General features: G+C 54.3%; 24 protein-coding genes and 1 tRNA gene. 8 read left to right on the plus strand and 17 right to left on the minus strand.

What is annotated here, in order from left to right:
- The first annotated feature begins 35 nt into the window (after positions 1-35).
- Both carA and RHJ02_RS01135 read left to right on the plus strand, forming a co-directional pair.
- Complete coding sequence (carA, locus tag RHJ02_RS01130; RefSeq protein ID WP_206200704.1) at positions 36-1,184, plus strand: glutamine-hydrolyzing carbamoyl-phosphate synthase small subunit; 1,149 nt, start codon at positions 36-38, stop codon at positions 1,182-1,184.
- Positions 1,181-2,059 (plus strand): carbohydrate ABC transporter permease, encoded by an 879-nt coding sequence (locus RHJ02_RS01135; protein WP_206200705.1) that lies wholly within the window; start codon positions 1,181-1,183, stop codon positions 2,057-2,059. The genes carA and RHJ02_RS01135 overlap by 4 nt, the downstream gene beginning before the upstream one ends.
- Here RHJ02_RS01135 and RHJ02_RS01140 read toward each other — a convergent pair.
- The 8 genes from RHJ02_RS01140 to RHJ02_RS01175 all read right to left on the minus strand — a co-directional run bounded on the left by RHJ02_RS01140 (position 2,052) and on the right by RHJ02_RS01175 (position 11,634).
- Positions 2,052-4,079 (minus strand): IMS domain-containing protein, encoded by a 2,028-nt coding sequence (locus RHJ02_RS01140; protein WP_310800369.1) that lies wholly within the window; start codon positions 4,077-4,079, stop codon positions 2,052-2,054. The two genes, RHJ02_RS01135 and RHJ02_RS01140, sit on opposite strands and share 8 nt — an antisense overlap.
- Positions 4,080-4,303: 224 nt before the next feature.
- Positions 4,304-4,762, minus strand: coding sequence for a hypothetical protein (locus RHJ02_RS01145; RefSeq protein WP_206200707.1), 459 nt, complete (start codon positions 4,760-4,762; stop codon positions 4,304-4,306).
- A 25-nt stretch (positions 4,763-4,787) separates the two neighbouring features.
- The gene (locus RHJ02_RS01150; RefSeq protein ID WP_206200708.1) at positions 4,788-5,318 is read right to left on the minus strand and encodes a hypothetical protein; all 531 of its coding nucleotides are present in this window, start codon (positions 5,316-5,318) and stop codon (positions 4,788-4,790) included.
- Positions 5,319-5,360: 42 nt separating this feature from the next.
- Positions 5,361-5,954: a 2OG-Fe(II) oxygenase gene (locus tag RHJ02_RS01155; protein ID WP_206200709.1), complete on the minus strand. Its 594-nt coding sequence runs from the start codon at positions 5,952-5,954 to the stop codon at positions 5,361-5,363.
- Positions 5,955-5,987: 33 nt separating this feature from the next.
- Positions 5,988-7,217 carry an LPS export ABC transporter periplasmic protein LptC gene (lptC, locus tag RHJ02_RS01160; RefSeq protein WP_310800371.1) on the minus strand — a complete coding sequence of 410 codons (1,230 nt, stop codon included), beginning with the start codon at positions 7,215-7,217 and terminating at the stop codon, positions 5,988-5,990.
- Positions 7,204-7,899: an NYN domain-containing protein gene (locus RHJ02_RS01165; RefSeq protein WP_310743257.1), complete on the minus strand. Its 696-nt coding sequence runs from the start codon at positions 7,897-7,899 to the stop codon at positions 7,204-7,206. Before RHJ02_RS01165 ends, lptC begins: the two co-directional genes overlap by 14 nt.
- Before the next feature lie 65 nt (positions 7,900-7,964).
- Positions 7,965-9,554 carry a methionine--tRNA ligase gene (gene metG / locus RHJ02_RS01170; protein WP_206200712.1) on the minus strand — a complete coding sequence of 530 codons (1,590 nt, stop codon included), beginning with the start codon at positions 9,552-9,554 and terminating at the stop codon, positions 7,965-7,967.
- Positions 9,555-9,567: 13 nt separating this feature from the next.
- Complete coding sequence (locus RHJ02_RS01175) at positions 9,568-11,634, minus strand: hypothetical protein (protein ID WP_310743258.1); 2,067 nt, start codon at positions 11,632-11,634, stop codon at positions 9,568-9,570.
- Positions 11,635-11,694: 60 nt separating this feature from the next.
- Here RHJ02_RS01175 and pxcA point away from each other — a divergent pair, with 60 nt between their 5' ends.
- Complete coding sequence (pxcA, locus tag RHJ02_RS01180; RefSeq protein WP_206200714.1) at positions 11,695-13,080, plus strand: proton extrusion protein PcxA; 1,386 nt, start codon at positions 11,695-11,697, stop codon at positions 13,078-13,080.
- Here pxcA and RHJ02_RS01185 read toward each other — a convergent pair whose 3' ends face one another.
- Positions 13,081-13,497, minus strand: a complete 417-nt coding sequence (locus tag RHJ02_RS01185; RefSeq protein ID WP_149821266.1) for a heavy metal-responsive transcriptional regulator — start codon at positions 13,495-13,497, stop codon at positions 13,081-13,083.
- Between the two features lie 123 nt (positions 13,498-13,620).
- Here RHJ02_RS01185 and RHJ02_RS01190 point away from each other — a divergent pair.
- Positions 13,621-13,701, plus strand: a tRNA-Leu gene (locus RHJ02_RS01190).
- Between the two features lie 4 nt (positions 13,702-13,705).
- Here the strand turns inward: RHJ02_RS01190 and cax are convergent.
- On the minus strand, positions 13,706-14,776 hold the full coding sequence (gene cax / locus RHJ02_RS01195) for a calcium/proton exchanger (protein WP_206200715.1): 1,071 nt from the start codon (positions 14,774-14,776) through the stop codon (positions 13,706-13,708).
- A gap of 12 nt (positions 14,777-14,788) precedes the next feature.
- Between cax and folB the strand changes: the two genes are divergently transcribed.
- From folB to RHJ02_RS01215, 4 genes are read left to right on the plus strand one after another with little or no spacing between them, the layout of a single operon-like run.
- The gene (folB, locus tag RHJ02_RS01200; protein ID WP_255521478.1) at positions 14,789-15,172 is read left to right on the plus strand and encodes a dihydroneopterin aldolase; all 384 of its coding nucleotides are present in this window, start codon (positions 14,789-14,791) and stop codon (positions 15,170-15,172) included.
- Entirely contained in the window at positions 15,156-17,192 is a 2,037-nt protein-coding gene (locus RHJ02_RS01205) for a thioredoxin domain-containing protein (protein WP_310800372.1), read from the plus strand. Before folB ends, RHJ02_RS01205 begins: the two co-directional genes overlap by 17 nt.
- On the plus strand, positions 17,185-18,261 hold the full coding sequence (gcvT, locus tag RHJ02_RS01210) for a glycine cleavage system aminomethyltransferase GcvT (RefSeq protein WP_304941101.1): 1,077 nt from the start codon (positions 17,185-17,187) through the stop codon (positions 18,259-18,261). The genes RHJ02_RS01205 and gcvT overlap by 8 nt, the downstream gene beginning before the upstream one ends.
- Positions 18,262-18,310: 49 nt before the next feature.
- A complete protein-coding gene (locus tag RHJ02_RS01215; RefSeq protein WP_310743261.1) occupies positions 18,311-18,853 on the plus strand; it encodes a hypothetical protein in 543 nt (180 codons plus the stop codon).
- Here RHJ02_RS01215 and RHJ02_RS01220 read toward each other — a convergent pair.
- The 7 genes from RHJ02_RS01220 to ldpA all read right to left on the minus strand — a co-directional run bounded on the left by RHJ02_RS01220 (position 18,850) and on the right by ldpA (position 25,779).
- On the minus strand, positions 18,850-19,317 hold the full coding sequence (locus RHJ02_RS01220; RefSeq protein WP_302677061.1) for an EVE domain-containing protein: 468 nt from the start codon (positions 19,315-19,317) through the stop codon (positions 18,850-18,852). The genes RHJ02_RS01215 and RHJ02_RS01220 overlap by 4 nt on opposite strands.
- Positions 19,318-19,340: 23 nt before the next feature.
- Positions 19,341-20,288 (minus strand): NAD(P)-dependent oxidoreductase, encoded by a 948-nt coding sequence (locus RHJ02_RS01225; protein WP_206200719.1) that lies wholly within the window; start codon positions 20,286-20,288, stop codon positions 19,341-19,343.
- Complete coding sequence (hemE, locus tag RHJ02_RS01230; RefSeq protein ID WP_206200720.1) at positions 20,288-21,319, minus strand: uroporphyrinogen decarboxylase; 1,032 nt, start codon at positions 21,317-21,319, stop codon at positions 20,288-20,290. The genes RHJ02_RS01225 and hemE overlap by 1 nt, the downstream gene beginning before the upstream one ends.
- Before the next feature lie 158 nt (positions 21,320-21,477).
- On the minus strand, positions 21,478-22,056 hold the full coding sequence (locus RHJ02_RS01235) for a hypothetical protein (RefSeq protein ID WP_206200721.1): 579 nt from the start codon (positions 22,054-22,056) through the stop codon (positions 21,478-21,480).
- Positions 22,057-22,161: 105 nt separating this feature from the next.
- Complete coding sequence (locus tag RHJ02_RS01240; protein ID WP_206200722.1) at positions 22,162-22,761, minus strand: hypothetical protein; 600 nt, start codon at positions 22,759-22,761, stop codon at positions 22,162-22,164.
- A gap of 293 nt (positions 22,762-23,054) precedes the next feature.
- Positions 23,055-24,758, minus strand: a complete 1,704-nt coding sequence (locus tag RHJ02_RS01245) for a R3H domain-containing nucleic acid-binding protein (RefSeq protein ID WP_206200723.1) — start codon at positions 24,756-24,758, stop codon at positions 23,055-23,057.
- Positions 24,751-25,779, minus strand: a complete 1,029-nt coding sequence (gene ldpA, locus RHJ02_RS01250; RefSeq protein WP_310743262.1) for a circadian clock protein LdpA — start codon at positions 25,777-25,779, stop codon at positions 24,751-24,753. Before ldpA ends, RHJ02_RS01245 begins: the two co-directional genes overlap by 8 nt.
- Between the last annotated feature and the right edge of the window lie 9 nt (positions 25,780-25,788).

Below are 25,788 nucleotides of genomic sequence, written 5' to 3' on the forward strand. Positions count from 1 at the left end.
TAAACTATTGGGCTTTCCCAGTTGGAGATATTGAAATGCCGACACCCGCCTTGCTGGTTCTTGCCGATGGTTCAGTCTTTCGCGGTTTTTCCTTTGGGGCACCGGGAACAGCCATTGGCGAAGTGGTCTTTAATACCGGCATGACGGGTTATCAAGAGGTACTCACTGACCCAAGCTATTGTGGTCAAATCGTGACATTCACCTACCCTGAGTTGGGCAATACTGGAACAACGCCCGAAGACGATGAATCCGATCGCCCCCAAGTGCGCGGTGCGGTTGCTCGCCATATCTGTGACATTCCCAGTAACTGGCGATCGCAACAATCCTTACCTGATTACCTCAAAGCCCATCGCATTCCCGCCATTTACGGGATTGACACCCGCGCCCTCACCCGCAAAATTCGTACTGTCGGTGCCATGAATGGCGGCATCTCCACGGAAATCCTTGATCCCGTTGAACTGCTGCAAAAAGTCCTTGCCGCTCCCAGTATGCAGGGACAAAATCTAGCCAAGGTGGTGACCACCCGCACCCCCTATGAATGGACAGAACCGACGCCCCCGGCTTGGGAATTTCGTCCCCAAACAGCCACCGAAGAGCCACCCTTGACGGTTGTGGCTATTGACTTTGGCGTGAAGCGCAACATTCTCCGTCGCTTGGCTAGTTATGGTTGCCGTGTGATTGTTGTGCCGGCGGATACCCCAGCGGAAACGATTCTCAGCTATGACCCCGATGGCATTTTCCTCTCCAATGGCCCCGGCGACCCTGCGGCGGTTCAGGAAGGCATTGAAACCGCACGCAAATTACTGGCGGCTCAGCGTCCCATGTTTGGCATTTGTCTGGGGCATCAGTTGTTGGGACTTTCTTTGGGGGCGGAAACCTTCAAACTGAAATTTGGTCACCGCGGGTTGAACCAGCCCGCTGGCCTGACCCGGCAAGTGGAAATTACCAGCCAAAACCACGGCTTTGCCATTACTGAAGAATCCCTTGCCCAAACCCCCGTTGAGATTACCCACTTTAACCTCAATGACAAAACCGTTGCCGGTCTGAAGCACCAAACATTGCCGATTTTCTCAGTGCAGTACCACCCTGAGGCCAGCCCCGGCCCCCACGATGCTGATTATCTCTTTGGCGACTTTGTGGCGCAAATGCGTGCCTATCGTCAACAACACCCCCGCAGCCAATGAAAGGGCGATCGCTCACCCCCTATCTCTTTCTTGCCCCTGCCTTGGGGTTACTCACACTGACGGTCTTTTGGCCAGCCCTACAGGCCTTTTTCCTGAGTTTCACCCGCTATGAGATGGATCTCCTGAGTCCGCCTGTGTGGGTGGGATGGGCCAACTTTGCGCAATTGTGGCGCGATGGTGTTTTCTGGAAAACCTTGGCCAATACTTTCCTCTATTTAGTGGTCGTGGTGCCGATTCTGGCGATCGCCCCCCTGCTGTTGGCGATTCTGGTCAATCAACCCCTGCGGGGCATCCACTGGTTTCGTGCTGCCTACTACAGCCCCGTGATTATCTCAATGGTGGTGGCGGGGATTGCTTGGCGCTGGCTCTATGCCCCCAATGGCCTCTTCAATCAACTGGTACAGGGTCTGCATCTGCGGGACACCCCGATTCCTTGGCTGACAAGTCCCCAACTCGCCCTCTTTAGTGTCATGGCCGTCACGATTTGGAAAGGCTTGGGCTACTACATGGTGATCTATCTGGCGGGACTTCAGGGGATTAGTGGTGAACTCTACGAAGCGGCAGCACTCGATGGCAGTGACGGCTGGCGACAGCATTGGGATATTACCCTACCGCTGATGCGTCCCTATATTCTTTTGGTGAGCATTATCTCAGCAATTTCTGCCACGAAGGTCTTTGAAGAGGTCTATGTCATGACCCAAGGGGGGCCCCTCAATAGCTCCAAGACCATTGTTTATTACATCTATGAGAATGCCTTTCAGCGCTTAGAGATCAACTACGCCTGTACGATGGGACTGGTCTTATTCCTATTTATCCTGTCGTTGTCTCTCTTGAATCTCAAGTTTGGCCGACAGGTGGAAATGCCCCTTAGCTAACCACCTGCATGCGTTGAATCAACCATTGATTGCCGCGACGGGTAAAGGTGTAAATGACGCGGTAGGGATCGCTATAGGAAATATCATTGCGTAGGGTTCCCTGTTCATAAAAACGGGCATCCTCATTGACTTCCACCAATACATCCACGCGATCGCTGCCTCGGGGACGGACTTCCTTCACTTCTAGGTTCCGCAGGGTATAGACCCAATGGCTACCCTCGGATTTTAAGCTCTGTGCCCGCGATCGCCAGCGGCTGAGTTCTGGCTCCACCAAAATCGTTGCTAGTTTGTCCATCTCAAATGCCGTGCCAAGGGCTTGGGCTTTAATTTGCTGCCACGTGCGGAGGCGATCGCGTGCCATCTCCGGCGTTAAGGTGGTGGCTAAGGTCGTTGGTTGTGGCGTTGGGGTTGGCGTTGCCACAGGAGTTGGCGTCGGGGTCACTGGCGGTGGTGGTGGTGGGGCTTCAGCCGTTTTGGCTGGCCAATAGACTTTTGCCAAGGCGCCTAACCCAACAAGAACAACCCCTGCACCCATCCAAAACCAAGTCTGACGTTTTTTGTGGTGACTGGTTGGAGGGCGGCGCCGTTTGCGAGTGGATGCTGGGGGCGTGTCGGTCTCCGTTGCGGTTGAAGAGCGGGTAGCAGCCGCTGCCGAAAAGCCTTGACCCAGCCCAGTATGATACTCCAAGGGCAACGTTTCCGCTGTGAAGGAGACGGGCGGCGGCACGGCCACCGTTGGTCTAATGACTTCGGGGAGGGCAGAGGCAGTGGTGCTGGGCGGTTCAGGGGCAAAGGAGTCGTCACTGAGAGCCTCTAAGTAGGTTTGGATATCGGGATCCGCAAAGTAGGCATCCAAGGCCACCGGCGTTTCCCCCAAATCCCGAAAAGCAGGATAAATTTCTTCCCGTAGCCATTGCTCTGTGTAGTAGTACAGGCCCGGCAGCAGATCGCTGGAGTCATGGGAATGACGGCGGATAAAGGCGAGACTCTGCTGATCTTGAGATTTATCGAGAGCGGCCAAGGCCTCAGCAGGTTGTCCCAACAGCAGTAAACAACTGGCCAGTTCGAGGTAGATGTCTTGATTGGGGGAGAGTCGCTCTAGTAAATCCTTGGCACGGCGAATATAGCTCGGCTGAAGTTCCTGTACGCCCCGTGCCACCAGCGCATGCACTGCCAGATAGGTCGCTACTGCTGAGGGACGGCGGGATTCTCGTTCAAAGAGTTCCTGTTGCTCTGCTACGGTGAGATGGCTGCGCAGTTGCAAAATAAATTTGAGAAAATCCTCAACCCCTAGGCCAGAGTGATCGTCATGACGACCTTCAATGCCCCCGCGATCGCTGAGCATCTCCCGCAGCAATAAAATACCCCGCTGCCGATTCACACTATCGGATAGAGGCAGTGCCAGTAACTCCAGAATGCGGTAGGGACGCAGCCGATGCAGTTCCGTCTGCAACTGCTCCTGGAGGTCGGGAAACAGGTTCGCCCGCTGAAGTACCTCTAGACCGGCTTCGAGGCGAGAGGCGGCGGCTTGGTAGGACTGCCGCTGCCATTCCTCGCGTCCCAATTCCAAATAGGCCAAAGCCACAGTCAGCGTAATGTCAGCAACGGCGGCAGAGGAAGTATAGGGGCGGTTGAGATCAAAAGCATCCTCCTTTAGGAATTGTTCTCCCAGTTTGACCACTTGGGAGTAGTTCCCCAGTTCATAGAGCAGGAGGAGCGCCCCCGAAAATTGCTGATCACTAATTTCAAGGTGGGGAGCGGTGGCATCGGGATCCAACTGGGCAATCAAATCATTGGGGTCAACGGCACAGCAGTGGCGATCGTAGGCATGGCGCTGCTCAGGTTCTCGCAAAACCGCATAGGCTTGCTCAATGAGTTCACGACGGGTGGCAACGGTGGTGGGGGAGTGTTGATGGGTGGGCAGTTGCAACAGCCGATCCTGAAACGCTTGCTCGATTTGCTCCGGCGTTGCCTGAATTGGCACACCCAGCACTTGGTAATAGTCGAGGGGAATGCGCACCTGAACCCAAACCTCTAGAGATAAACCAGTCCATCAACCGCAACACGTGCCTTGATTTAGGAAGAACAGGGAACCCCTCCAAAAATGGCTAAGGGTTTAGAAATGACACCAGAACCCTTTGGGAATAACCCTACAGAGGATTCCCAGAAAAAAGGGAGCATCAAACATTCTAGGATATCACAATTTTTGCCCCTCAGTGCGAGTTTGCGCAGAGATTGGCTGGCTTAGCCGCGCACTTTTGCTGTAAAGCCAGAGGCCTTAAATTGCTCCAACTGCAAAGGTGTTGGTTGGTCGTAGGGCACGCTAATGCGAATTTCAAAATCGCTAATGCCGGGTGGAATCACATCAATTGCCCCAACCCGTGTGCGGTTTTGCAACACTGGATTGCCATTGGCATCGTAGATGCGGCCAAAGACATCGGCATCCACCACTGTTTTGCCGGATTTATTCTCTGCTTTGCCAGTAATCAGGTAGCAGTTGGCCTTGAGGGTCGTGCCCCCGGGTGTGACTGAACCTTCACCAATTTCTGGCGGGCATTCGTGGTAACTGAGGTCAAAGAGCCGCACTTGAATAGCGGCGATCGCCGGCAGCGGGGCGATACTTGACCAGCACAGGACACTCAGGAGCAAACACACCACTCCTCGACGCAGATATGCCACAAACCAATTTGCACTCATGGTCATCGCTCAGCACTTCAACACGCCCCTATTATCCCACAGTGGTCAAAATCCACAGATCAACCGCTCCCAATAGCAGCGTAAAGACGGCCAAAATACCGTACATCCAAGGCTGAGCAAGGGGCTTAATCACCTCTGTGGGCAATCCCGTATGAGCTTCAATGGCACGCATCATTTGGGCAAATCCCGCCACTCGCATCGGCAGAAGATACCCCTGACCTGTGGCAGTGACTAGATAATAGACCAAGCCCCCTTGGCTGGTACTGCGGGGCTGAAGCCCTTGAATCTCTGACCAAGACAGTTGCCACTGCCGCTGCAGGAAGGGGGGCACCCAACCGGGATAGGTGAGGCAAATCCCTTGCGCGTCCAGTTCTACCCGCTGACTCAGTGCCCCCCAGAGCAAAATGCCCCCACAGGCGATCGCCCCCCAAAGCAGCAGGGGTGAAACAGGCGCCGCCGTCTGTGCCGCCAAAAAGGGGAGAGGAAGTGTGAGTGCGCCATAGAGGGCAATGAGCGTTCCAGAAATCAGGGGCGAGGTTTTGAAGCGCAGAGGTTCAGTCATGGTTGTTGCTGAGTTATTGCCTCAAGGGTTCATGATCATCCATCAATAGAATAGCCAAGTGGCAAAGGCATATTTAGTCCCCTGCACCACGGGCAAAGCCGTATGGGGATGGGTGTAGTAGGCGGGAAAGACAACGACATCACCGGTGCGGGGTGTGACCTTCACCCCTTGGCGATCGAAATAGGTTTCTCCCCCCTGAAAGTCCTCGTTGAGATAGCCCACTAAACTCACATCCCGTGTTGGGATACCTTGCGCCAGTTCCATTTGCCGACTGGCCAGCAGCAGGTTGTCCACATGGCGGCGATAGCCCTCGCCCACGCGATAGCGCAGGATCGAGAAGTTCTCAATTTCAGGAAAGCGAATGCCATAGTGCTGGTAGAGAACAATCTGAATCGTTTGTGTGGCTTGAAGCAGAATCTGCCGCATTGTCGCCTGTTGGGGATCTTGGGGATCAAAGCGGAGCAAACTGCCGCCGCGCACTGAGCGATCGACCGTCCCCATGAGAATTTGTGCATCCTCAAACCCCACCTTCTCAGCCGTAGCAATCACCTGCTGACACTGGTGAGCCGGAATCAAACGCTGAAAAAGGAGAATCTCACCCCCCAAGTCAAGAATTTGCAATGGTGCAGCACTCATAGGGCAAAGATTGTTGCTATCTCTACCATCGGTTTAGGGGAGGCGTAGTTGCAGCGGTACTTCACTTTGGACATTGCCACTGACAATCACCTCTTGGCGATCGAGCCACCCCTTTGCCCGCTGTCCCTGAATTTGAATGCGGGGATTGCGCTGGCGGTAAAAGACGCCCCCTTGGGCTTCCACTTCCTGTTGAGGAATCCGCCAAATCAGTTGAGCCGTGCGCAGGTGGGCATTGGGGCGCTGAATTTCCACTTGACCGCTGGCTTCCACCCGCTCTTGGGGAATCCACCAATTGAGGCGTTGGGCACGCAGTTGTGCCTGTTGAGGTTGGCTATTGATCTGGGCATTGTCAAAGATGGCGCGGTTTTCAGCCATCAGGAAGACACCACGATTGGCCTGCCCTTGAATGCCTTGAGTGGAGGACTGCACCCGCACCGGGCGATCGCTCACCAATTGCTGCTGCGGAATCAACCAGCGTACCGTTTCTCCTTCAACCCGTAGGGCAGGGTTGGGAAGCTGCACTTGAACACCCCCCTCAAGGGTAACTACCTGATCGCTAATCGACCAGATGGCCCTTTGGGCTTGCAGCCGCTGCCCTTGGCGATCGCCCGCCACACCGCGGACGGTGACCCCCCCTTGACCAATCACCCCTGCCAACAGTCGATTGGGTTGCTGCTGCCACACTAGACTCTCCGTACTGAGTTGCAAATCCTTGGCCTCCTTGGCTGACGAGGTCACCTGAACGGCATTGAGGGCACGCAGTTCTTGGCGTTGGCTATCGGCTTCGAGGCGCTTAGCAGTAACAGTGACTTGGGGATAGCGGGCTTGCAAGTTTTTCTGGGCAATGAGAACGCCGCGATCGCCCTGCCAGACCAATTGATCGGCCACAATCGTCCCCTTTTGCTGGAGATCAGTGACGGTGGTGCGGCCTGCAATCCAGAGTTGCCCATCCCGCTGCCGCACATTGACTGCCTTAGCTTGCACCTTGTAAGCAGTTTTGCCCTCTGCCTTTAATTCCCCCGTGAGGTTTTGAATCTCCAATTGCTGGCGATCGTCATCGCGATAGCGCGCTCCCGCCGCTTGTAATAACCAGAGAAGTTCACCTTTGGCATTGGTTTGCCGTAGGGTCAGATTTTGCAGCTTGACATCCCCCCTGATTTCTGGTTCTGGTGAGGGTTCCTCGCCCACCCATTGATCCACCCAGCCGCAGCCTGTCAAGGCCAGTACAAGGCAAAGGGGGAGGAGGGGTCTAGGCAGAGGCATTGTTGTCTAGGTTCTCTAGGGTCTCAGGTGACTTATTGGCCGCAGCTTCATCTTTCCCTTCGGCGGTATTCTGCTCCCAATGGGGAGTCACAATGGGGGGCGGCGTCAGGCTACCCGTGACGGGGCGATAGGTATAGGTTGGGCGGGGTGCTTTTTGGATTTCTTCGCGGATGCTTTCGAGATCAATGTAGCGATCGGCAACGTTAATCAGGCTATCGCTCGTCATCGATCGCAAGCTCACCACCTCGACCCGTGCCCCCCGATAACTCACAGCATCCACCGCATAGGCCAAATCCCCATCGCCGCTAACCAAGATGGCCGTATCATAGCAGCCCACCAGTGCCATCATATCGACGGCAATTTCTACATCAAGGTTGGCCTTTTTCGAGCCATCCGGCAGCTGCACCAGTTCCTTGGAGACGACACGGTAGCCATTGCGGCGCATCCACAGCAAAAACCCCTGCTGTTTTTCATTGGTGGGGTCAACCCCTGTATAGAAGAAGGAGCGAAAGAGACGGGAACCTTGGGTCAAGTAGCAGAGGAGTTTTGAATAGTCAATTTCAATGCCCAGTTGCAGTGCTGCATAGAAGAGGTTGGAGCCATCAATAAAAATGGCAACGCGCCCGCGATTTTGTAACACCTGTTCTGGCGTGTAAATAGCTGAAGACGAAGATGTAACCATGTAGAAATCATCTCAAAAAAAGTGTGTTATCGAAATATGAAGTCATACCTCTAGCGTATCGCGCGTCAAGGGGAATCGGCGACAGTTGCAGGCAGCGACAGTTTTTGGAAAATCGGCTCTGGATTGGCCAGAGGTTGTGACGCAGGTAAAACACCCCACTGGGCTTGGCGATCGCCCAAAAGGTCGGGGTCAACTGATCCGTTAAATTTAATACTATAGCCCAACTGCCCATAGATAGCCTCACTCAGTTGGGGGATAATCGGGGCAAGGACATAGGCCACAAGGCGCACTGACTCCAATACACAGTAGAGAATCTCCGCCACCGCTTGCGTTTCCCCAGCCTTATAGCGTTGCCACGGTGCCTCTTCATCAAGGAACTTATTCCCCGCCCGTGCCAGCGTCAGTGCCTGTTGACACACCTCATGGAAGGCCAGTTGCCGATACCCTTGGCCATAGGTTTGGCAGAGGTGCTCCGCCAGTTGCCGCAGGGGATGCTCGCGCGGAATCGCTGACCCTTGGACATTGGGTACTTTCCCATCGGTATATTTCCAAGCCATTTTCAGCGTGCGATTGAGCAAATTGCCCAGATCATTGGCCAGATCCGCATTGAGGATATTGACAAAGCGGGTCTCGCTAAAGTCACCATCGCGGCCAAACTCCACCTCTTTCATGAAGTAGTAACGCACGGCATCGGCACCGTATTGCGCCACCAAGGCAAAGGGATCAAGGGTATTCCCCAGACTTTTGCCCATTTTTTGACCATCCTTGGTGAGAAAGCCATGGACAAAGATCTGCTCTGGCAGTGGCAAACCCGCCGACATTAACATTGCCGGCCAAGAAATGGCATGGAAGCGAAGAATATCCTTGCCAATAATGTGCAGATCAATCGGCCACCAAGTTTTGAGGGCATTGGCTAAGGTTGGCTCATCTTCTGGTTCCAAGAGGGCAGTGACATAGCCCAAGAGGGCATCAAACCAGACATAGAGGGTCTGATCTGGATCCGTGGGCACGGGAAACCCCCACGCCAGATTCACCCGCGAAATGGAAAAGTCCTGCAGCCCCCGCTCAATAAAACTCAGCACCTCATTGCGACGGCTAGGGGGCTGGACAAAGTCAGGATGTTCAGCGTAGTAGTCCAAGAGCGCCGGCTGATACTTCGAGAGGCGGAAAAAATAGTTGCGCTCATCTCGCCATTCCACCGTCCGATTCACGTGGATCGGGCAGCGCCGACCCTCAAGCAGTTCGCGTTCCTCCTTGAATTCTTCGCACTCGACACAGTACCAACCCTGCTGCTGACCGAGGTAAATGTCGCCGTTGTCCCATACCCGCTGAAAAAACTCGTTGACAATGGCGTGGTGGCGAGGACTGGTGGTGCGGCTAAAGCGATCGTAGTGGATATTCAATTGTTGCCACAGGGCTTGAAAACCAGCGGCAATCTCATCGCAGTGGGCTTGGGGACTGAGACCCCGCTGTTGGGCGGTGCGCTCAATTTTTTGGCCATGCTCATCGGTACCGGTAATGAACCGCACCTGATAGCCCTGCAAACGATAGAAGCGAGCAAGCACATCGGCAGCAATGGTTGTGTAGGCACTGCCAATGTGGGGAAGGGCATTGACGTAGTACAGGGGGGTAGTGAGTGAAAAGTGCGGTGACAAGCAGTGTTTCTCCCTAGGAGGACGAGCAAATCGCGTTATTTATCATAGTGCCATCGGTAACAGCTTGGAGGCGATCGCCCACCGCCAGATCCACCCAAGGACTCAGGGGGCCTTCTTGCTCACTGCCATTGGCAGCCAAGTCACTGTGGCAAAGGAATAGGCGATCGCTCACCCGTGAACATAGATCCACCAGTAAATGCTCCAGACGTTCTGACTCCAATTGCCACACCCGTGCACTGGGACTCGCCGTTCCCTGCCGCAAAAAGATCGGCGCCTGCCAAAGGCATTGCAAGCCGCCATCCTGCCAACGCGGACTGCCGACATCTAACCAAAAATGCCAGCGATGAGCCAGTTGGGCACTGCGATATTGAAATGTGGTTGCCAGTAAGACCCCTTGGGGCTGCCGCAGGGGTGGAGCGGGATCAGCGGTTACAATTCCCCGCCGCAGTAGGGCGATCCATTCCCGTAGTCGCTCAGCCGTTGGCGTAGCTTGGTGTTCTGGGAGGTGATCATAAATTTGCCAGTAGGCGGCTGTGCCCTCAAGGAGCGATCGCAGGGGAGCCAATTCACTGGCTGTCAGGTTGTGTGGCCAGAGATAGCGTTGAATCGCCGCCTCTAGGAGATACACAGGCATTTGGCTAGGATCTAGTGTGCTCAGCCAATGACGCAAGTTCTCATAGGCGTCCGTGGCACGATGACCAAAGCGATCCCAATGGCTGTACTGGGTTGTACTCAGCAGTTCGGCTTTCTCCAGACCCGGCTGAAAACAATAGCAAGAGAGCAGGCCTGCCCGCACAGGATCAATCGCTCGCGGCAGCAAAACCGTTAACATCTCCGCAACCGCCGTTGCCTCTGGGATCATTCCCGTTCGCGGATAAACAAACAGCAACAGCGTCAAAAGGGCACGCACAAAGGGGGATTGAATCAGAGGGCGCTGCTCATTCCAGATCACCAAGGGAATGTCGCGTTTTTTTAACTCAGTGCTAAAGACATGGCGGGCAACGCTATCTAAACCGGGGGCAAGGATGGCGATCTCGTTTGGTTGCACCATCCCTTGATGAATGGCGGTGGCGATCGTTGCAACCACTTCCTGCAACAGTTGCATCCGCGAAGTGGTCTGAATAGCCGCGATGTTTTCGGGCAGCGTAGCTTGGGGCGTAGTGAGGCGTTCTTGAATCTCAGTTTGGAGAGGGGTGTTGCCAAAAATCGTTTCGGCAGGGCAGGGTTGCTCAATGACGGTGGCTTGGTTTTTCAGGCTGAGAAACGCATCGGGATCAGCTCCCAGACCGAGACGGACAGCGCCAATGGGTTGGTGAGTCAGGACAATTTTGATCCCCTGTTGGTTGAAGCGGGCGATCAAATCCGCCATCACCGCTGGATAGTTGTGGGTGTTGTCAGCCAAAAGACACTGAAACCGTTGCCCCAAGGAGGCTTGGTATCGAGGATGGTCAAGGAGAACTCGGCCAAATAAATCCGTGGTAATGCCGTAGGTGAGAAGGCTGTGGGCAGTACACCAACTTTGCCACTGTTTCAGGGCAGTGACGATCGCCCCCACGGTTTCTGAAGGCATCTCAAGCTGATGATCCCAAATGAGTTGGGGTAGATCATCGAGGCTGAGGCGGGCAAAGGCAGCCAATTGAAAAATATCAAGCAGATGGCGAGTGGCGCGATCGCGATTTTCACTGAGGACAGCAAACGTCTGGTTGGCAAGCCAAGGCTGCCACAACCGCTGTGCCCATACCAACTCCGTTTCTGGTTTCAGACGCAAAGGGGGATGCGGATCGACGGCCTTCGTCTGCACCAGAAGCGGCCAAAAAAGTTCCACCTCATCCTGCATGAAGCCCACTGGCGTGGTGATATAAGGTCTGTAGCCACTGCCCAACTGTGACTCAATTTCCCGTTGGATGACTTGGCGGCCTTCTACGCTATCCGTCAAAAAGAGGAGCGATCGCTCACGGGGAATCACGGACTTGTCCTGCCCGACCCACTGGGCAAATTCCCTTACCAGTGCACAGGTCTTGCCACTGCGACTACCGCCACTGATCCACTGCAACACCGCCAACAAAGCCCGCAAAGCCAATTTGCTACGATTCTATCTATCCTATCGATTTATTGCTGCTGCGGTAAGAGAACAATAGCAATGTCCAGCAACCCCTTTATTCGCCTCAGAGACTGGATCAAGCGTGCAGAGCAGTGGTATCGCACAACTCCGAACCGCGCCCTACAGGAAGCCTATGAAGCCGCTCTGAAAATTCGCGCCATCGAACTGGAACACTTTGACGGTCAACCCATTAGTCCCCTCAATCTACCCGTGGGAGAAGTCTCTAGCTACTTCGAGACAGAGCTAAAACAACTGCTAAAAACCATTCGTATGCGGATGATGGAGTTTCGCGCCAGCCGTCAAATTTTGCCCCTTGCTCCCCCCCAAAGCCCCCCCACTCCTGTCAACGATAGTGTCAATGGTGCAACGGCAACCTATACGGTGACGGCTACCGTCAGTAGCACGACCGAGGAACCCAGCGTTTATGAAAAGCTGCGGGTGATTGATGCCACCCTCAACCGCTATAAACGGCAGCGTGAAAAGGAACTCAATGCCCTTGCCCGTCCCAGCCTCAGTCGCCAAGATCCCCAACAACGCCAGCAGGCGGCTGCCCTCGACAAAATTGAGGATGATTCCCTTTATCTCTCGGAATATATCAGTGATGATCTCACCGATGATTCCAAGCTGGACAGCAGCAGCTTTATTCCGCGCTCGATTTTGCGCACCGCCGATCGCTTTCGCCGTGAACTCAATTCTGATGAAACCACCGAAGCTGAAGTCGTTCGTGATTTTCGCACCTCAAAGCTGCGCACCCGTCTGGCGGTTCGTTTTATGCTCTTGCTGGTGATTTTGCCCCTGTTGACCCAGCAAATTTCCAAGGCACTCATTGTCAGCCCCCTCGTCAACCACTTTAAGGCGGTGGGGCAAATTGAACGCATCATTAACTCCCAACTGGAGGACAACATTCTCGATGAACTGGCTCGCTTTGAAAATAAAATTCGCTTTGAAAGTCTGGTGAGCAATGTTCCTGTTTCTGCAGAGGAAATTCAAGACCGCATCCGCGAGAAGGCGATCGAGCTATCCACGGAATACCAAAAGGAACTGATTGAACCCCTGAAAAACATCCTTTCCGATGCCTTGGGGTTTACCGTCTTTCTGGTGCTGGTTTTCACAGGTCAGCGGCAACTGGCCATTGTCAAGGTCTTTTTGGATGAAGTGGTTTATGGCCTCAGTGACAGTGCCAAAGCCTTTATCATTATCCTATTTACGGATGTCTTTGTCGGATACCACTCCCCCCACGGCTGGGAAGTGTTGGTGAACAATACCCTCGAGCACTTTGGCTTTCCGCGCAATGAGGACTTTATCAACATGTTTATTGCCACCTTTCCGGTGATGCTCGATACGGTATTTAAGTATTGGATTTTCCGCTATCTCAACCAGATTTCCCCTTCGGCAGTGGCCACCTACAAGAATATGAACGAGTAGTTAGGAGCACACCACTGGCTGGAGAATGGGACAGATCCTGCCCTTTTGGAGTTGCGCGGGCGATCGCCAGCCAGATAGGAGGCCTTGCAATTCCTGTTTAAGAATCTGCAACTGCTGAATTTGTGCCTCAATGGCCGCCAATTTTTCCTCTAACTTTTCCTTGATGTGATCACAGGGAATCTCACCGCGATCGTATACCTCAAGCAAGGCTTTGATGTCGCTCAGGGTGAGGCCAAGGGACTGGGCACGTTTGATAAAACTTAGGCGAGCAAAGACATCCTCAGCAAAGAGGCGATAGCCCCCACTGGTTCTGCCAACTGTTCGCAACAGCCCCAATTCCTCGTAATAGCGAATGGTCTTGACGGGCAGGCCACTACTGTGGGCAACGGTACCAATCAAGTAGGCAGCTGCATTCATGGCAGTTCTCCCAAGATCAGCGAGACAGCGATTTTAGAGAAGGGCACTTTAATTTTCTGCCATCGAGAGGCCAGATCACCACTTTCAGAAATTCAGCCATCTGCGCTATAATCATAAAGCTACGCGGATGTGGCGGAATTGGTATACGCGCACGTTTGAGGGGCGTGTGGCTTTGCCTTGCGAGTTCGAGTCTCGCCATCCGCATTTTTTATGGGTGAATAAAGAAGGCGATCGCTAGCACGAGGTAAGTCATTATCAGCAGGACGCCCTCTAGCCAATTGCTGCGCCCATCACTACTAATGGAGTTAGTGATCGCGACAGCAGCCACAACTGCCAGCAGCTCAAAGAGGTTAAAGCTCAGGTTCATCTCCCGTTGTCCCAAGAGCCAGCCCACCAGCACAAGCACCGGCGCCACAAAAAGAATAATCTGCAGGCTAGACCCAATCGCCACCGCCACTGCCCCTTCCATACGATTATTGAGGGCAAACTTGATACAGGTGATGAACTCAACCACACTGCTGAAAATGGGAATGAGAAACACGCCTGTAAACAATTGGGTCAACCCGATTTCACTAATGCTGTCCTGCAAACTATCCACGAGGATGTCGGAAACAAAGACTAGCAAAATCGTACCCACCAGCAGAATGGCAACGGGCACCTTGAGATTGACAGTGGGGGAGGGTTCCTGACCAGCGATCGTCTCATCCATCAGGTAGAGGTGACGATGGGTTTTCATGGAAAAGAGCAACATCAGACCGTAAAAAATCAGCAGCAAAATCGCCGACGCATAGGAGAAGTGATCAATCAAGTGAAGCGGCACACTGGGCGCCGCCGCCTGAATCGCGGTCGGGGTCATCAGCACAATCACCGATAGGGTGAGGGCAGAGGCATTAATGCGTGCCACAGGTGCTGAGAACTGCTGCTCTGGAAATCGGATGCCCCCAACAACAATGGCCAGACCCAATCCCAAAAGCAAATTGGCAATAATGGCACCGCTGAGACTGGCTTTTACCACCTCTGCCAGACCCTGACGCAGGGCGACAATGGCGATAATCATCTCAGTGACATTGCCAAAGGTGGCATTCAAGAGTCCGCCAAGGGCAGGGCCAATGACTTCGGCGATCGCCTCTGTGGAATTGGCAATCCCAGCCGCAAGGGGCACAATGGCGAGACCACTGAGGATAAAGCTCACCATTGGCGGCATTTTGACGATAAAGTTAAGGAGAGCAAGGGGCACAAAAATCAGTAAGCCCAGCAGAATTTTTTCCTGTGTTGTCATGGATCGATCCCCTTGAGCGAATCATCAACTGACTGTCTCCACCTCTCGGGAATTCGCTACTACGGCTATACGGGCGCCCTACCAGAGGAACAAATTCTCGGCCAGTGGTTTGAGATTGATATTAAGCTCTGGTTGGATATGGCACAAGCGGCGGCCAGCGATCGCCTCGAGGACACCCTTGACTACCGTCCCCTCCTGCAAGCCATCGAGCAGTTAATGCAGCAGCAACGCTTTCACTTAATTGAGACCCTAGCAGCAGCAATTATGAAACTGTGCCTAGCGCCCCCCCAAGTGCAGCGAGCTGCTGTGCGTGTAACCAAACTTGCCCCCCCCGTGCCCAATTTTACGGGTCAAATTAGTGTTGAAATGGTGCGCTGCCATGCCGAATCGCCTTAGCCAGTGCCAAAGTCTCTATCTGCGCAAGCATGCCGAAAACCCCATTGACTGGTGGCCGTGGTGTGATGAAGCCCTTGCCAAAGCAGCGGCAGAGGATCGGGTGATTTTTCTCTCGATTGGTTACTCCAGTTGCCACTGGTGCACTGTCATGGAGGGGGAAGCCTTTTCGGATCTGGAGATTGCCGCCTATCTCAATGCCCATTTCCTGCCCATTAAGGTGGATCGCGAGGAGCGACCCGATCTGGACAGTATTTACATGCAGGCGCTGCAACTGATGACGGGTCAAGGAGGCTGGCCGCTCAATGTATTCCTGACGCCGCAGGATCGCCGTCCCTTTTATGGCGGTACCTATTTTCCCGTGCAACCGCGCTATGGCCGTCCGGGGTTTTTGCAGGTGTTGCAGGCGGTGCGTCGCTTCTATGACCAAGAAAAGGACAAGCTCGCTGCCCAACAGGCCACGCTCTGGCAATATCTCGCTCCCCCCGCTGAGATCGGAGAAGCCGTCCCCCTCACTGAAGAACTCCTAAGGGCAGGGATTCGCCAAGTGACGCCGATTTTGCGCGATCGCCCCCAAGGCACCTGCTTCCCCATGATGCCCTATGCCCAAATGCTCCTACAGGGGCTGGCGTTCAGTCCCGATCCCCCAGAACTGTTGCAGCTGTGTCAGTTGCGGGGACACAACCTCTTGCGGGGGGGGATCTATGACCATGTGGGCGGTGGTTGGCATCGCTACACCGTGGATCCCCAATGGACAGTGCCCCACTTTGAAAAAATGCTCTACGACAATGGCCAAATTGTGACCTATCTAGCGCGGCTGTGGCAGCAGGGCGATCGCGCCCCCCAGATTCCCGCTGCAATTGCCCAAACGATTCAATGGCTTGATCGCGAAATGACGGCCCCTGAGGGCTACTTCTATGCAGCACAGGATGCCGATAGCTTTATCAGTGCCAATGATCCTGAACCCGAGGAGGGCGCCTTTTATTGCTGGCAATATGCAGAGCTAGAGCAGACCCTAACCCCAACGGAATTGGCACAACTGCAAGCCCACTTTGACATCTCTCCCAGGGGCAACTTCGAGGGCAAGATTGTGCTCAAGCAAGTGCGCCCGCCGGCGAATCCTGAGGTGCTAGCACCGATTCTGCGTAAACTCTTTGCTCGCCGCTATGGTGCCGATACGCCCATGGATCAACCCTTTCCCGTGGCCACGGATAATGCAACCGCAAAGGGACAGGCTTGGCCGGGACGGATTCCGCCGGTCACTGATACAAAAATGATTTTGGCTTGGAATAGCCTGATGATCACTGGCTTAGCAACGGCAGCCCAAGTCTGGAGAGAGCGCACCTACTGGCAGCGAGCGGCTAAAGCGGCACAATGGCTCCACGAGCATCAATATCAAGAAGGCAAACTCTACCGCCTCAACTATGGCGGCACCGTGGCCGAAGTGGCGCAGGCCGAGGATTATGCCTACTGGATCCAAGCCCTGCTTGCCCTGCATCAAGCCAGTTTAGCGGTGGGGGAGGCGGCTCAGCCGTGGTTGGAATTGGCCACGCAGTATCAAACCCTCTTTGATCAGGAATTGGCGGCAACGGAGGGGGGCTACTACAATGCACCGGAGCGCGCCGATTTGATTGTGCGCCAGCGGGAAGGTCTCGATAATGCTACACCTTCTGCGAATGGGGTGGCGATCGCCAACTTGGTGCAACTCTTTTTGCTCACAGAGAATCCCGCCTACCTCGAACAGGCAGAAAAGGGATTGCGTTTCTTTAGCCCATTGATGAAGGAGTCTCCCCAGAGTTGTCCGAGCCTTTTGGCGGCGTTGCAGTGGTATCTGCGTCCTGTCTGTGTGCAAGCGCGGCCTGATCAGGTTACAACCCTCTGGGAGCGCTACTTGCCAACGGCTGTCCTCAAAGTTCGCGATGACCTCGAGCCAGTCGCCCTTGTCTGTGAAGGCTTGCGCTGCCGCGAACCGGCACTGACCCCCACCCAACTACAACAACAACTGGATAATCTCTATGGCTGAAGCGTTGCGTCGTACGCCCCTCTATTCCCTGCATCAAGGGGCACGGTTTACCCCCTTTGGCGAGTGGGAGATGCCCTTGCAGTACAGCAGCATTTTGCAGGAACACCAAGCGGTGCGGCAGCGGGTGGGGATGTTTGATATTTCCCACATGGGCAAGTTTCTGCTGCGCGGCTCTGAGGCGATCGCGGCACTCCAAGAACGGGTACCCACCAATCTCAGTCGTCTCCAGCCCGGCCAAGCGAAATACACCGTTCTCCTGAATGAGGCCGGAGGCATTGTCGATGATGTCATTCTCTACATAGGCGAGGGTCAAGTGCGTTGTATTGTCAATGCAGCCACCACTGCCAAGGACTGGGCATGGTTGCAGACCTATTTACCCGCCAGTATTGAGTTCATTGATGAGTCAGCGACACAGGTACTGATTGCCCTTCAAGGTCCTGCCGCGACAGCGACCTTAGCTCCCCTGTGCGATCGCCCCCTAGATGACCTCAAGGCCTATCGCCATGCTCAAGTGAACCTGCTGGAACAGCCCGCTTGGATTGCGCGTACGGGCTACACGGGCGAAGACGGTTGGGAAATTCTTGTGGCACCAGAATTGGGGCAACAGTTGTGGCAAACCCTGCTGGCGGCGGGTGTGACTCCCTGTGGCTTGGGGGCGCGGGATACCCTGCGCTTGGAGGCGGCCATGCTCCTTTACGGCCAAGACATGGATGAGCAAACCACCCCCCTAGAGGCGGGTCTCGATTGGCTGATTGATTGGCAAAAGCCCGATTTTGTGGGTCGTGCGGCCCTCTTAGCCCAAAAGCAGCAGGGGATTGAGCGGCAATTGGTGGGGTTAGAACTGGTGGGCAAAGGCATTGCTCGCCACGGCTATCCTATCTATGCGGGGGCACAGGCTGTGGGGGAGGTTACCAGTGGCACCCTATCTCCCACCTTGGGGAAGGCGATCGCCCTTGGCTATGTCTTTCCAGAGTTTGCCCACATCGGTCGGGAACTGGCGGTACAAGTGCGCGATCGCCAAGTCCCAGCCGTGGTGGTTCCTCGCCCCTTCTATCGCCGTCCTCGGTAGCCGCTGCAATTCCGCTAAAATTTGATTCATCAGTCGTAAAGTGCAACGAATGCTGGAAACTTGCCCTCGCTGTGGTGCTCGTTTAGGAAAGCCCTTGTCCTCTGGCCGCCAAGTGTGTAGTGCCTGCGGTTGGAGTACGGTGGTTATTGAGCGATCGCCGCCACCGCCCCCCACGGGATTGTCTCTCCTTCTCAGTCAAATCAGGCGGCTGATCAAGCGTTTTTTCCAGTATCTAGGAGGACAACTGCAACGCTTGTGGCGATCGCTGACCGCTCGTTCGCAGCAGCAAAAGCCCCGCCGCAATCTCTGGGAAAGCCTCGTCACCAAGCTCAAACACCTCGAGGAAAAAATTCCCACCGGTGATCCCAGTAAGGAGTGGCTGACTCCTGAAGAGGCCTTTCAACTCTTGGGCGGCAACCCAGATAACCCCAACTCCAAGGTGAGTACCCTCGATGGCAAGCGGCGGATTGGCTTATCGGCCTTTCGGCGACTGGTGAATACCGCCGAATATGCGGATTTTGGCTTTCAATACTCTAGCGATCGCCACCTGAAAAATTTACCCTATTTGCGCCGTCTGCCTCGCCAACCCTAGGGCGATCGCAAACCGAGAATAATCTGCCACTCCTGTTCGGTGACCGGTTGTACCGAGAGACGGCAGCCCTTTTGCAACAGCAGCATCCCCTCTAGGCCGGGCGTTTGCCGCAGTTCTGGAAGTGTAATTGGCGGTGAAAAATCGCGGCGATACTGAATATCCACCATGAACCAGCGGGGATTGTCAGGCGTACTTTTGGGGTCAAAGTAGCGACTGTCCGGATCCCAAGCAAAGTGGTCGGGATAGGCGGCCTTGACGACTTCGGCAATGCCCATGATGGCTGGTGGGTTGGCATTACTGTGGTAAAAGAGCACGCGATCGCCCACCTGCATGTGATCGCGGATAAAATTGCGAGCTTGGTAGTTGCGTACCCCTTCCCAACAGGTGGTTTGTTGTGGGGCTGCCTGCAAATCCTGCCAAGAAAAAACGCTTGGCTCCGACTTCAGTAACCAAATCCCTGCCATCAAAGATTCCGCAATGGTTAAGTTTAGAGGTCTGCCGTGCCCAAGCTACAGCGTAGCAAATCCTCAACGGTTGCACAGTAGGGAGTTAGCCCCAAGGTTTGAGGATTAAGCACGGTGTCATAGGTGAAGTTACGATAGTTCAAGCAAAAATAATCCCACGGCGACATTTGCACTCGAAATACCCGCACAAAGAAGTTGATCACTGGCAGCGTCAAGGGGACTTGCAAATAGATGGGCAGCTTTGCCGCAGCGCACAACTGCGCCAACATCTCATTGACAGTAATTGGCGGGTTACCCAGAGCCACCCGACGCGGTACGGGATACTCAGGATGCTGCAACAGGTAGAGAACCACTTGGGCAATATCGCGGGCATGGACAAAGTGAAAACTGGCATCAGCACGGAAAAAGCGAGCCAACCACAGCCACTTGAGCACTTCGCGCATGCCTTCGGTGATAAACGAGGGTCGCTTGCCATCGGCGCCACCACCAAAGACCATCGTGGGAAACAGTTCAATCACGCGATCGCCCACGGGTAACTGCTCAATGGCATGGAGACACTCATACTTGGAGCGAATATAATCCGTTCCCAAGGTGCCTGCTTCCGGCAGCGGTTCCATTTGATGATTGAGGATACTTGCCGTTGAAAAATAAAAGACCCGCTGGCAGCGTTGCGGATCCAGTTGCTTGAGGAGATGGCAGGTTTGCTCGTAGTTGATGGCAAAGACATTGTTCCCTCCCCAAGCGGTTGCCGTTAGGATCGCAAGATCGAGGGTGGGCAGTAGCGGTTCCAAGGGGGTCAAATCCATGAGATCCGCCTGAATCACGTTCACCCCGGCTCTTTGGTGAGGATCAATCTGCAACCGTGCTGGATGCCGCACCAGCAAAAAGAGTTCATGATCCGTCTCTTGGATCAGCGCCTCAGCGATGTACTGGCCAATGCAACCACTGGCACCCGTCATTAAGATGCGCATTAGCCGAGGGACTTCACCAGATCAAAGAGAAAACCCACATTCTCCTCAGGGGTTCCTTGGAGAACGCCATGGCCAAGGTTAAAGATATATTTGCCCTTGCGACCCGCTTCGATAATGGCTAGCGCTCGTTCCTTGAGCACTGGCTGGGGGGCAAAGAGCGTGACGGGGTCTAAATTCCCCTGCAGACCGACACTGGCAGGAAACTGCTGGCGAATCGTGCCGATGTCCACAGTCCAGTCAAGGCTGACAATATCTGCCCCAGTTGCTGCCATGCGATCGACCACTGCGGCACTGCCATTGATATAGAGGATGATTGGCACATCGGGATAGACGGCTTTGACCTGCTGAACCACCTGCTTTTGGTAGGGGAAGGCAAAGGTATCGTAGTCCTGACGGCTGAGTTGACCCGCCCACGAATCAAACAGTTGCACCACTTGGGCACCACAGTCAATTTGATAGCACAGGTAGTCGGCAATGGCAGTGGCCAAATGGTTTAAGAACTTGTGGAGCAACTCTGGCTCACGGTAGGCCATGGTTTTGATTTCAATGTAGTCCTTGGAGCTTTTGCCCTCAATGGCATAGGCGGCAAGTGTCCAAGGGGCACCGGCAAACCCCAGCACCGTGGCGCGATCGCCCACCTCTTGGCGTAGGGTCGAGAGAATTGGACGAATAAAAGGACAGGCCACTTCCGGTTCCAAGGGATGGAGTTGTTGCACCTGCTCAAGGGTACGGATGGGTGGATCAATGATCGGCCCTTTACTCTCGACAATGTCAAAGGGAATACCAATCCCCGGCAAGGGCGTGAGAATATCCGAAAAGAGAATCACACCGTCTGGGGCAAAGGCACGAAAGGGTTGGAGTGAAATTTCAATAGCCAGTTCAGGGATTTCCGATCGCTCACGAAACGAGGGATAGCGATCGCGCAGGTCACGATAGACCTTCATGTAGCGTCCAGCTTGCCGCATCAACCAAATGGGGGGACGCTCAACGCTTTCACCACGGGCAGCACGTAGGAGTAAAGGGGTGGTCATCCTAAAATGTGTAATTCCAATCGTTTTCAATGGCTCTGGAAGACTCGCTCAGCAAGCCCTATTGAAGTCAGGTGTTGCCTGCGATTCACAGAGTTTAACCCTACAATCATACCCTAGGGGGCGATCGCTCCCACACCTCAGAGGAGAATTCCCTTGCTTTACCACGCGCGGGGCTGAAACTGCGGGTCGTTGAGAATTGCCACGCCATCTCCCGACTGTGCCAACACAAATAGACCCTGCCGATAGGCATAGCGAGCCACCTCAGGCGGCACAATCATCCCCGCCACGGCTCCCAAGAGTTTTGTACCCCGATACTGATGAGCCAAACGGCGAAATTTGGCAATCCGCTCTAGGTGTTCATCCACATCACTTTGGCTGAGCTTGGTTTTCACCTCAACGAGAACGGCTTCATCGGTGTTAACGACCAACAAATCAATCTCTAGGCTCTCGTTCCCATCTTGGAGAATCACATCGCTGTAGAGTTGAGAGACAGCAATCCCCCGACTCTGAAATAAGCGCAGCACGGCTGGACGTACCTGCCATTCCACAAATTCCCCAAGACGGTTACCCAGTTTGCCAATTTGTTGGTTAAGTTGGCGAGCTTCTTCTCGCAGTAACCGTTCAGTCTCTTGAAAACGCCGCTCAGTTTCTTGAAATCGGCGTTCTGTTTCCTTTTGAGCTTCCAGCAGCTCTCCCAATAACCGCCAAACATCCTCAGGGGTATGGGCTTGTGTCATGATCTTGGTCGGGTTTTCTAGGCTACAGCTAACCCTCTCATCATAGCCTAGGAGGCGCTCAGAGAATTTCCATCATAAACTGCGCAAGGGCACTGCCACTGTGCTTTACCACGCGCGGGGCTGAAACTGCGGGTCGTTGAGAATTGCCACGCCATCCCCCGACTGTGCCAACACAAATAGACCCTGCCGATAGGCATAGCGAGCCACCTCAGGCGGCACAATCATCCCCGCCACGGCTCCCAAGAGTTTTGTACCCCGATACTGATGAGCCAAACGGCGAAATTTGGCAATCCGCTCTAGGTGTTCATCGACATCACTTTGGCTGAGCTTGGTTTTCACCTCAACGAGAACGGCTTCATCGGTGTTAACGACCAACAAATCAATCTCTAGGCTCTCATTCCCATCTTGGAGGATCACATCGCTGTAGAGTTGGGAGACAGCAATCCCCCGACTCTGAAATAAGCGCAGCACGGCTGGACGTACTTGCCATTCCACAAATTCCCCAAGGCGGTTGCCCAATTTACCAATCTGTTGGTTGAGCTGCCGTGCTTCTTCCCGTAGTAAACGCTCAGTCTCTTGGAAACGTCGGTCAGTTTCTTGAAAACGCCGCTCAGTCTCCTGAAATCGACGTTCTGTTTCCTTTTGGGCTTCCAGTAACTCCCCCAATAACCGCCAAACATCTTCAGGGGTGTATGCTTGTGTCATTGAATTGATTATTGACTTGATTGAGGATTGCCGCCAAGCTCAGGTATTTTCTATACGATCATAGCCTAGGGAATAGAACCCATGAATGATCCACTACTCGCACAATTTCTAAACCTCAGCCGCTGACAAACAGGAACCTGCATTCATGCCCAAACTATACTTACTGCGCCCAAGATGAGGCCACCCGTGTCATTTTTGGCATCCCCAAGCAGGCCATCGCCCTTGGCGCTGTGCAGGATGTTTTGCCCATTGGGCGCAGAGGTGCCTTTTTGCAGGCACTGGTCAATCCCTGATTAGCGTGATAGATTCGGGTAAATCCGCAGCCGCCGATTCGGCTCTTCACCAAAGCTACAGGAGGTCAACTGGTAGTGCTCAATCAACTCGTGTTGCATTCGCCGAATGTTGGCCGATCGCGGGAGTAGCTCCACTGCTTGCCCCTTGGGAATAACAATTTCTTCCACAGCTAAGCGCGCCTCCTCAAGGGCTTCCAATTCGTCATCACTGCCCGTTGGACTAAAGAGGGAAAGATCTGCTGACTCGGCTGGACTGGGGTCTTCAATGCCAAGCAAATGCCGTAACCCCCGCACAATTTGCGCCATACTATTTGTCTTAATGGCATGGACGGGGAGATGGTGAATATGGGCAAGGTGCCGCAGCTTGCTTTCCCCCTTGAGATGGGAGCGGAGCGTCAAAATCACATCCGCTTGATCAATATCCTTAGTGACAATAATGGGTAGGTTGAGAGTGCGAATGGCTTGCTCTAAATGATGGCGGCTGACGGCATAGGGAAAGACGTGGAGGGGGAGTTCTTCGCCATTCGGCCCAACCGTGGGGGCATCCAATGTGGCTTCGAGCAGTTGGGCAAAGTTGGCTCGCAGAGGTTCTTTGTTGGCATCGACGACGGGTAGCATCTGGCCACTCTCACGCCAAGAGGGACGCTGAGGCACAGATTTGACCTCCGATCGCTGGGAAGGAGGCTCAGGACGACTAATCACCACTGAGCCATCGGCAGCAACACTGCGAATTTCAGGTGAGGGTTGGCGACCCCGCAGTAGGAGATCCACACTGGCGGCCACATCGAGATGCACAACCCAGCGATCGCGCTCCAGCATTTCCACGGCTATTTGAAAAGTGGGTGGAGCTTTGCGTTCAAGAACACTCTTTTGGGTGCCCCGCCGCCGCGCTTCTTCATCCCCAAGGGTGACCGATTGAATGCCCCCCACCAAATCCGCGAGGGTCGGGTTTTTCATCAGGTTCTCAATTTGGTTGCCGTGGGCAGTACCAATCAGTTGTACGCCTCGCTCCGCAATGGTGCGTGCTGCTAGTGCCTCTAGTTCGGTGCCAATCTCATCAATGACAATCACTTGGGGCATGTGGTTTTCCACCGCCTCAATCATCACCTGATGCTGAAGTTCCGGGCGAGCCACCTGCATTCGTCGTGCCTTGCCAATCGCTGGATGGGGAATATCACCGTCGCCCGCAATTTCATTAGAGGTGTCAATAATCACTACCCGTTTGTGCAACTCATCGGCCAAGACGCGGGCAATTTCCCGTAGTGCCGTTGTTTTACCAACACCGGGGCGACCTAAAAGCAAAATAGACTGGCCACTTTCCACCAAGTCGCGAATCATACCAATCGTGCCAAAGACGGCTCGCCCCACCCGGCAGGTCAAGCCAATAATCGTTCCTTGGCGATTGCGCAGGGCACTAATGCGGTGCAGCGTACGCTCAATGCCAGCGCGATTGTCACCACTAAACTCACCCACCCGATCCACGGCATATTGCAACATCTCACGGCTGACGGGCGTCTCGGCAAGGTATTGGGTGCTGTGGATAAACCGTGCTTCCGGCAATCGCCCCAAATCGAGAACGATTTCTAAGAGTTCTTCCCGCTGTGGATGATCGGTGAGGGACTGTCCAAGGGGCGGCGGTAGGATCGCCAATAATTGATCGAGATCGTCAGTGACTTGGCGTTGTCCAGCAGTCAATTCAACCATAGGGTACAGAGGGTGACGGGACAGATTTCAAAGGAGACACAAGGGTAGCTGCTTCAGCAACAGCCGCTGCAAGGACGGCAGGAACAGTTTGCCAGGGTTGGTCGGCGATCGCGTGGAAAGGGGCAAGGCGTTTGCGAGCATAACTACCATAGGCAACACCAGCAATTCCCTGTGGATCTAGCAATCCCATTGCCCTGAGTTTAGCAACCGTATGGCCATTTGTGCCGCCCGCCAACTGCACAAATCCGGGTAAATTTGCCCCTAAAATGGCTTGACCCAATTGAATGGTGGCTCGTGTTGCACCATCGCCAATATCGCCACTCATGGGACGACCATCCGCCTGCCAAATGAGGGCACACTGCAACGGTTGAATCTGCCCATTGATCCAGCGCAAATAGTCAATTACTCCCTCGCCTTGGGGACAACTGATGGCTAGCACCTGTAAATAGCGCACCCAAGGCCGCACTCGCTGCCAAAGCTCGTGAAAGGCGCTGTAGCGTTGGGGTTGAGTATGAATTTCGAGGGCTTGGATCGTGCCCGCCTGAATCAGGGGCGTGAGCTGCTCAAAGACTGCGGGTTGCTCATCGGTGCGAATCAAACCCAAGGGGCACAGGGGTAAACAGCGGCCACAACCATAACAGCGATCGCGCACCACCCCCTGCACCTGTTCATCAAAGCGAATGGCGGCAGCAGGACAAATGCGTTCACAGGGGCGATCGCAGGCGGGCGGACAGCGACTCGGATCAAACGTGGCCTTACGAAAATGCGGGTCAGCCCCATCATTAATACTCACCATCAGCAGGGGGCGAGTGGCCCCAAGGCTTGCCGCAACCGTCAAAGCGTCATTAGCCGCGTAAATCACGGCAGGGTCGGCGGCCACATCAATACAATCAGCCCCTGCCAGTGCATAGGCCAACGTCAAGTTATAAATTTGGGCAACATCTTGGAAACTGGCACCGTTAATGAGTTTGAACCAACGATGTGCCGCTAAAGCCGCTAGGGGGGCAGCAAAATTAACCATAAATATATT

The organism is Thermosynechococcus sp. TG215, from assembly GCF_031583455.1.
Classification (GTDB): domain Bacteria; phylum Cyanobacteriota; class Cyanobacteriia; order Thermosynechococcales; family Thermosynechococcaceae; genus Thermosynechococcus.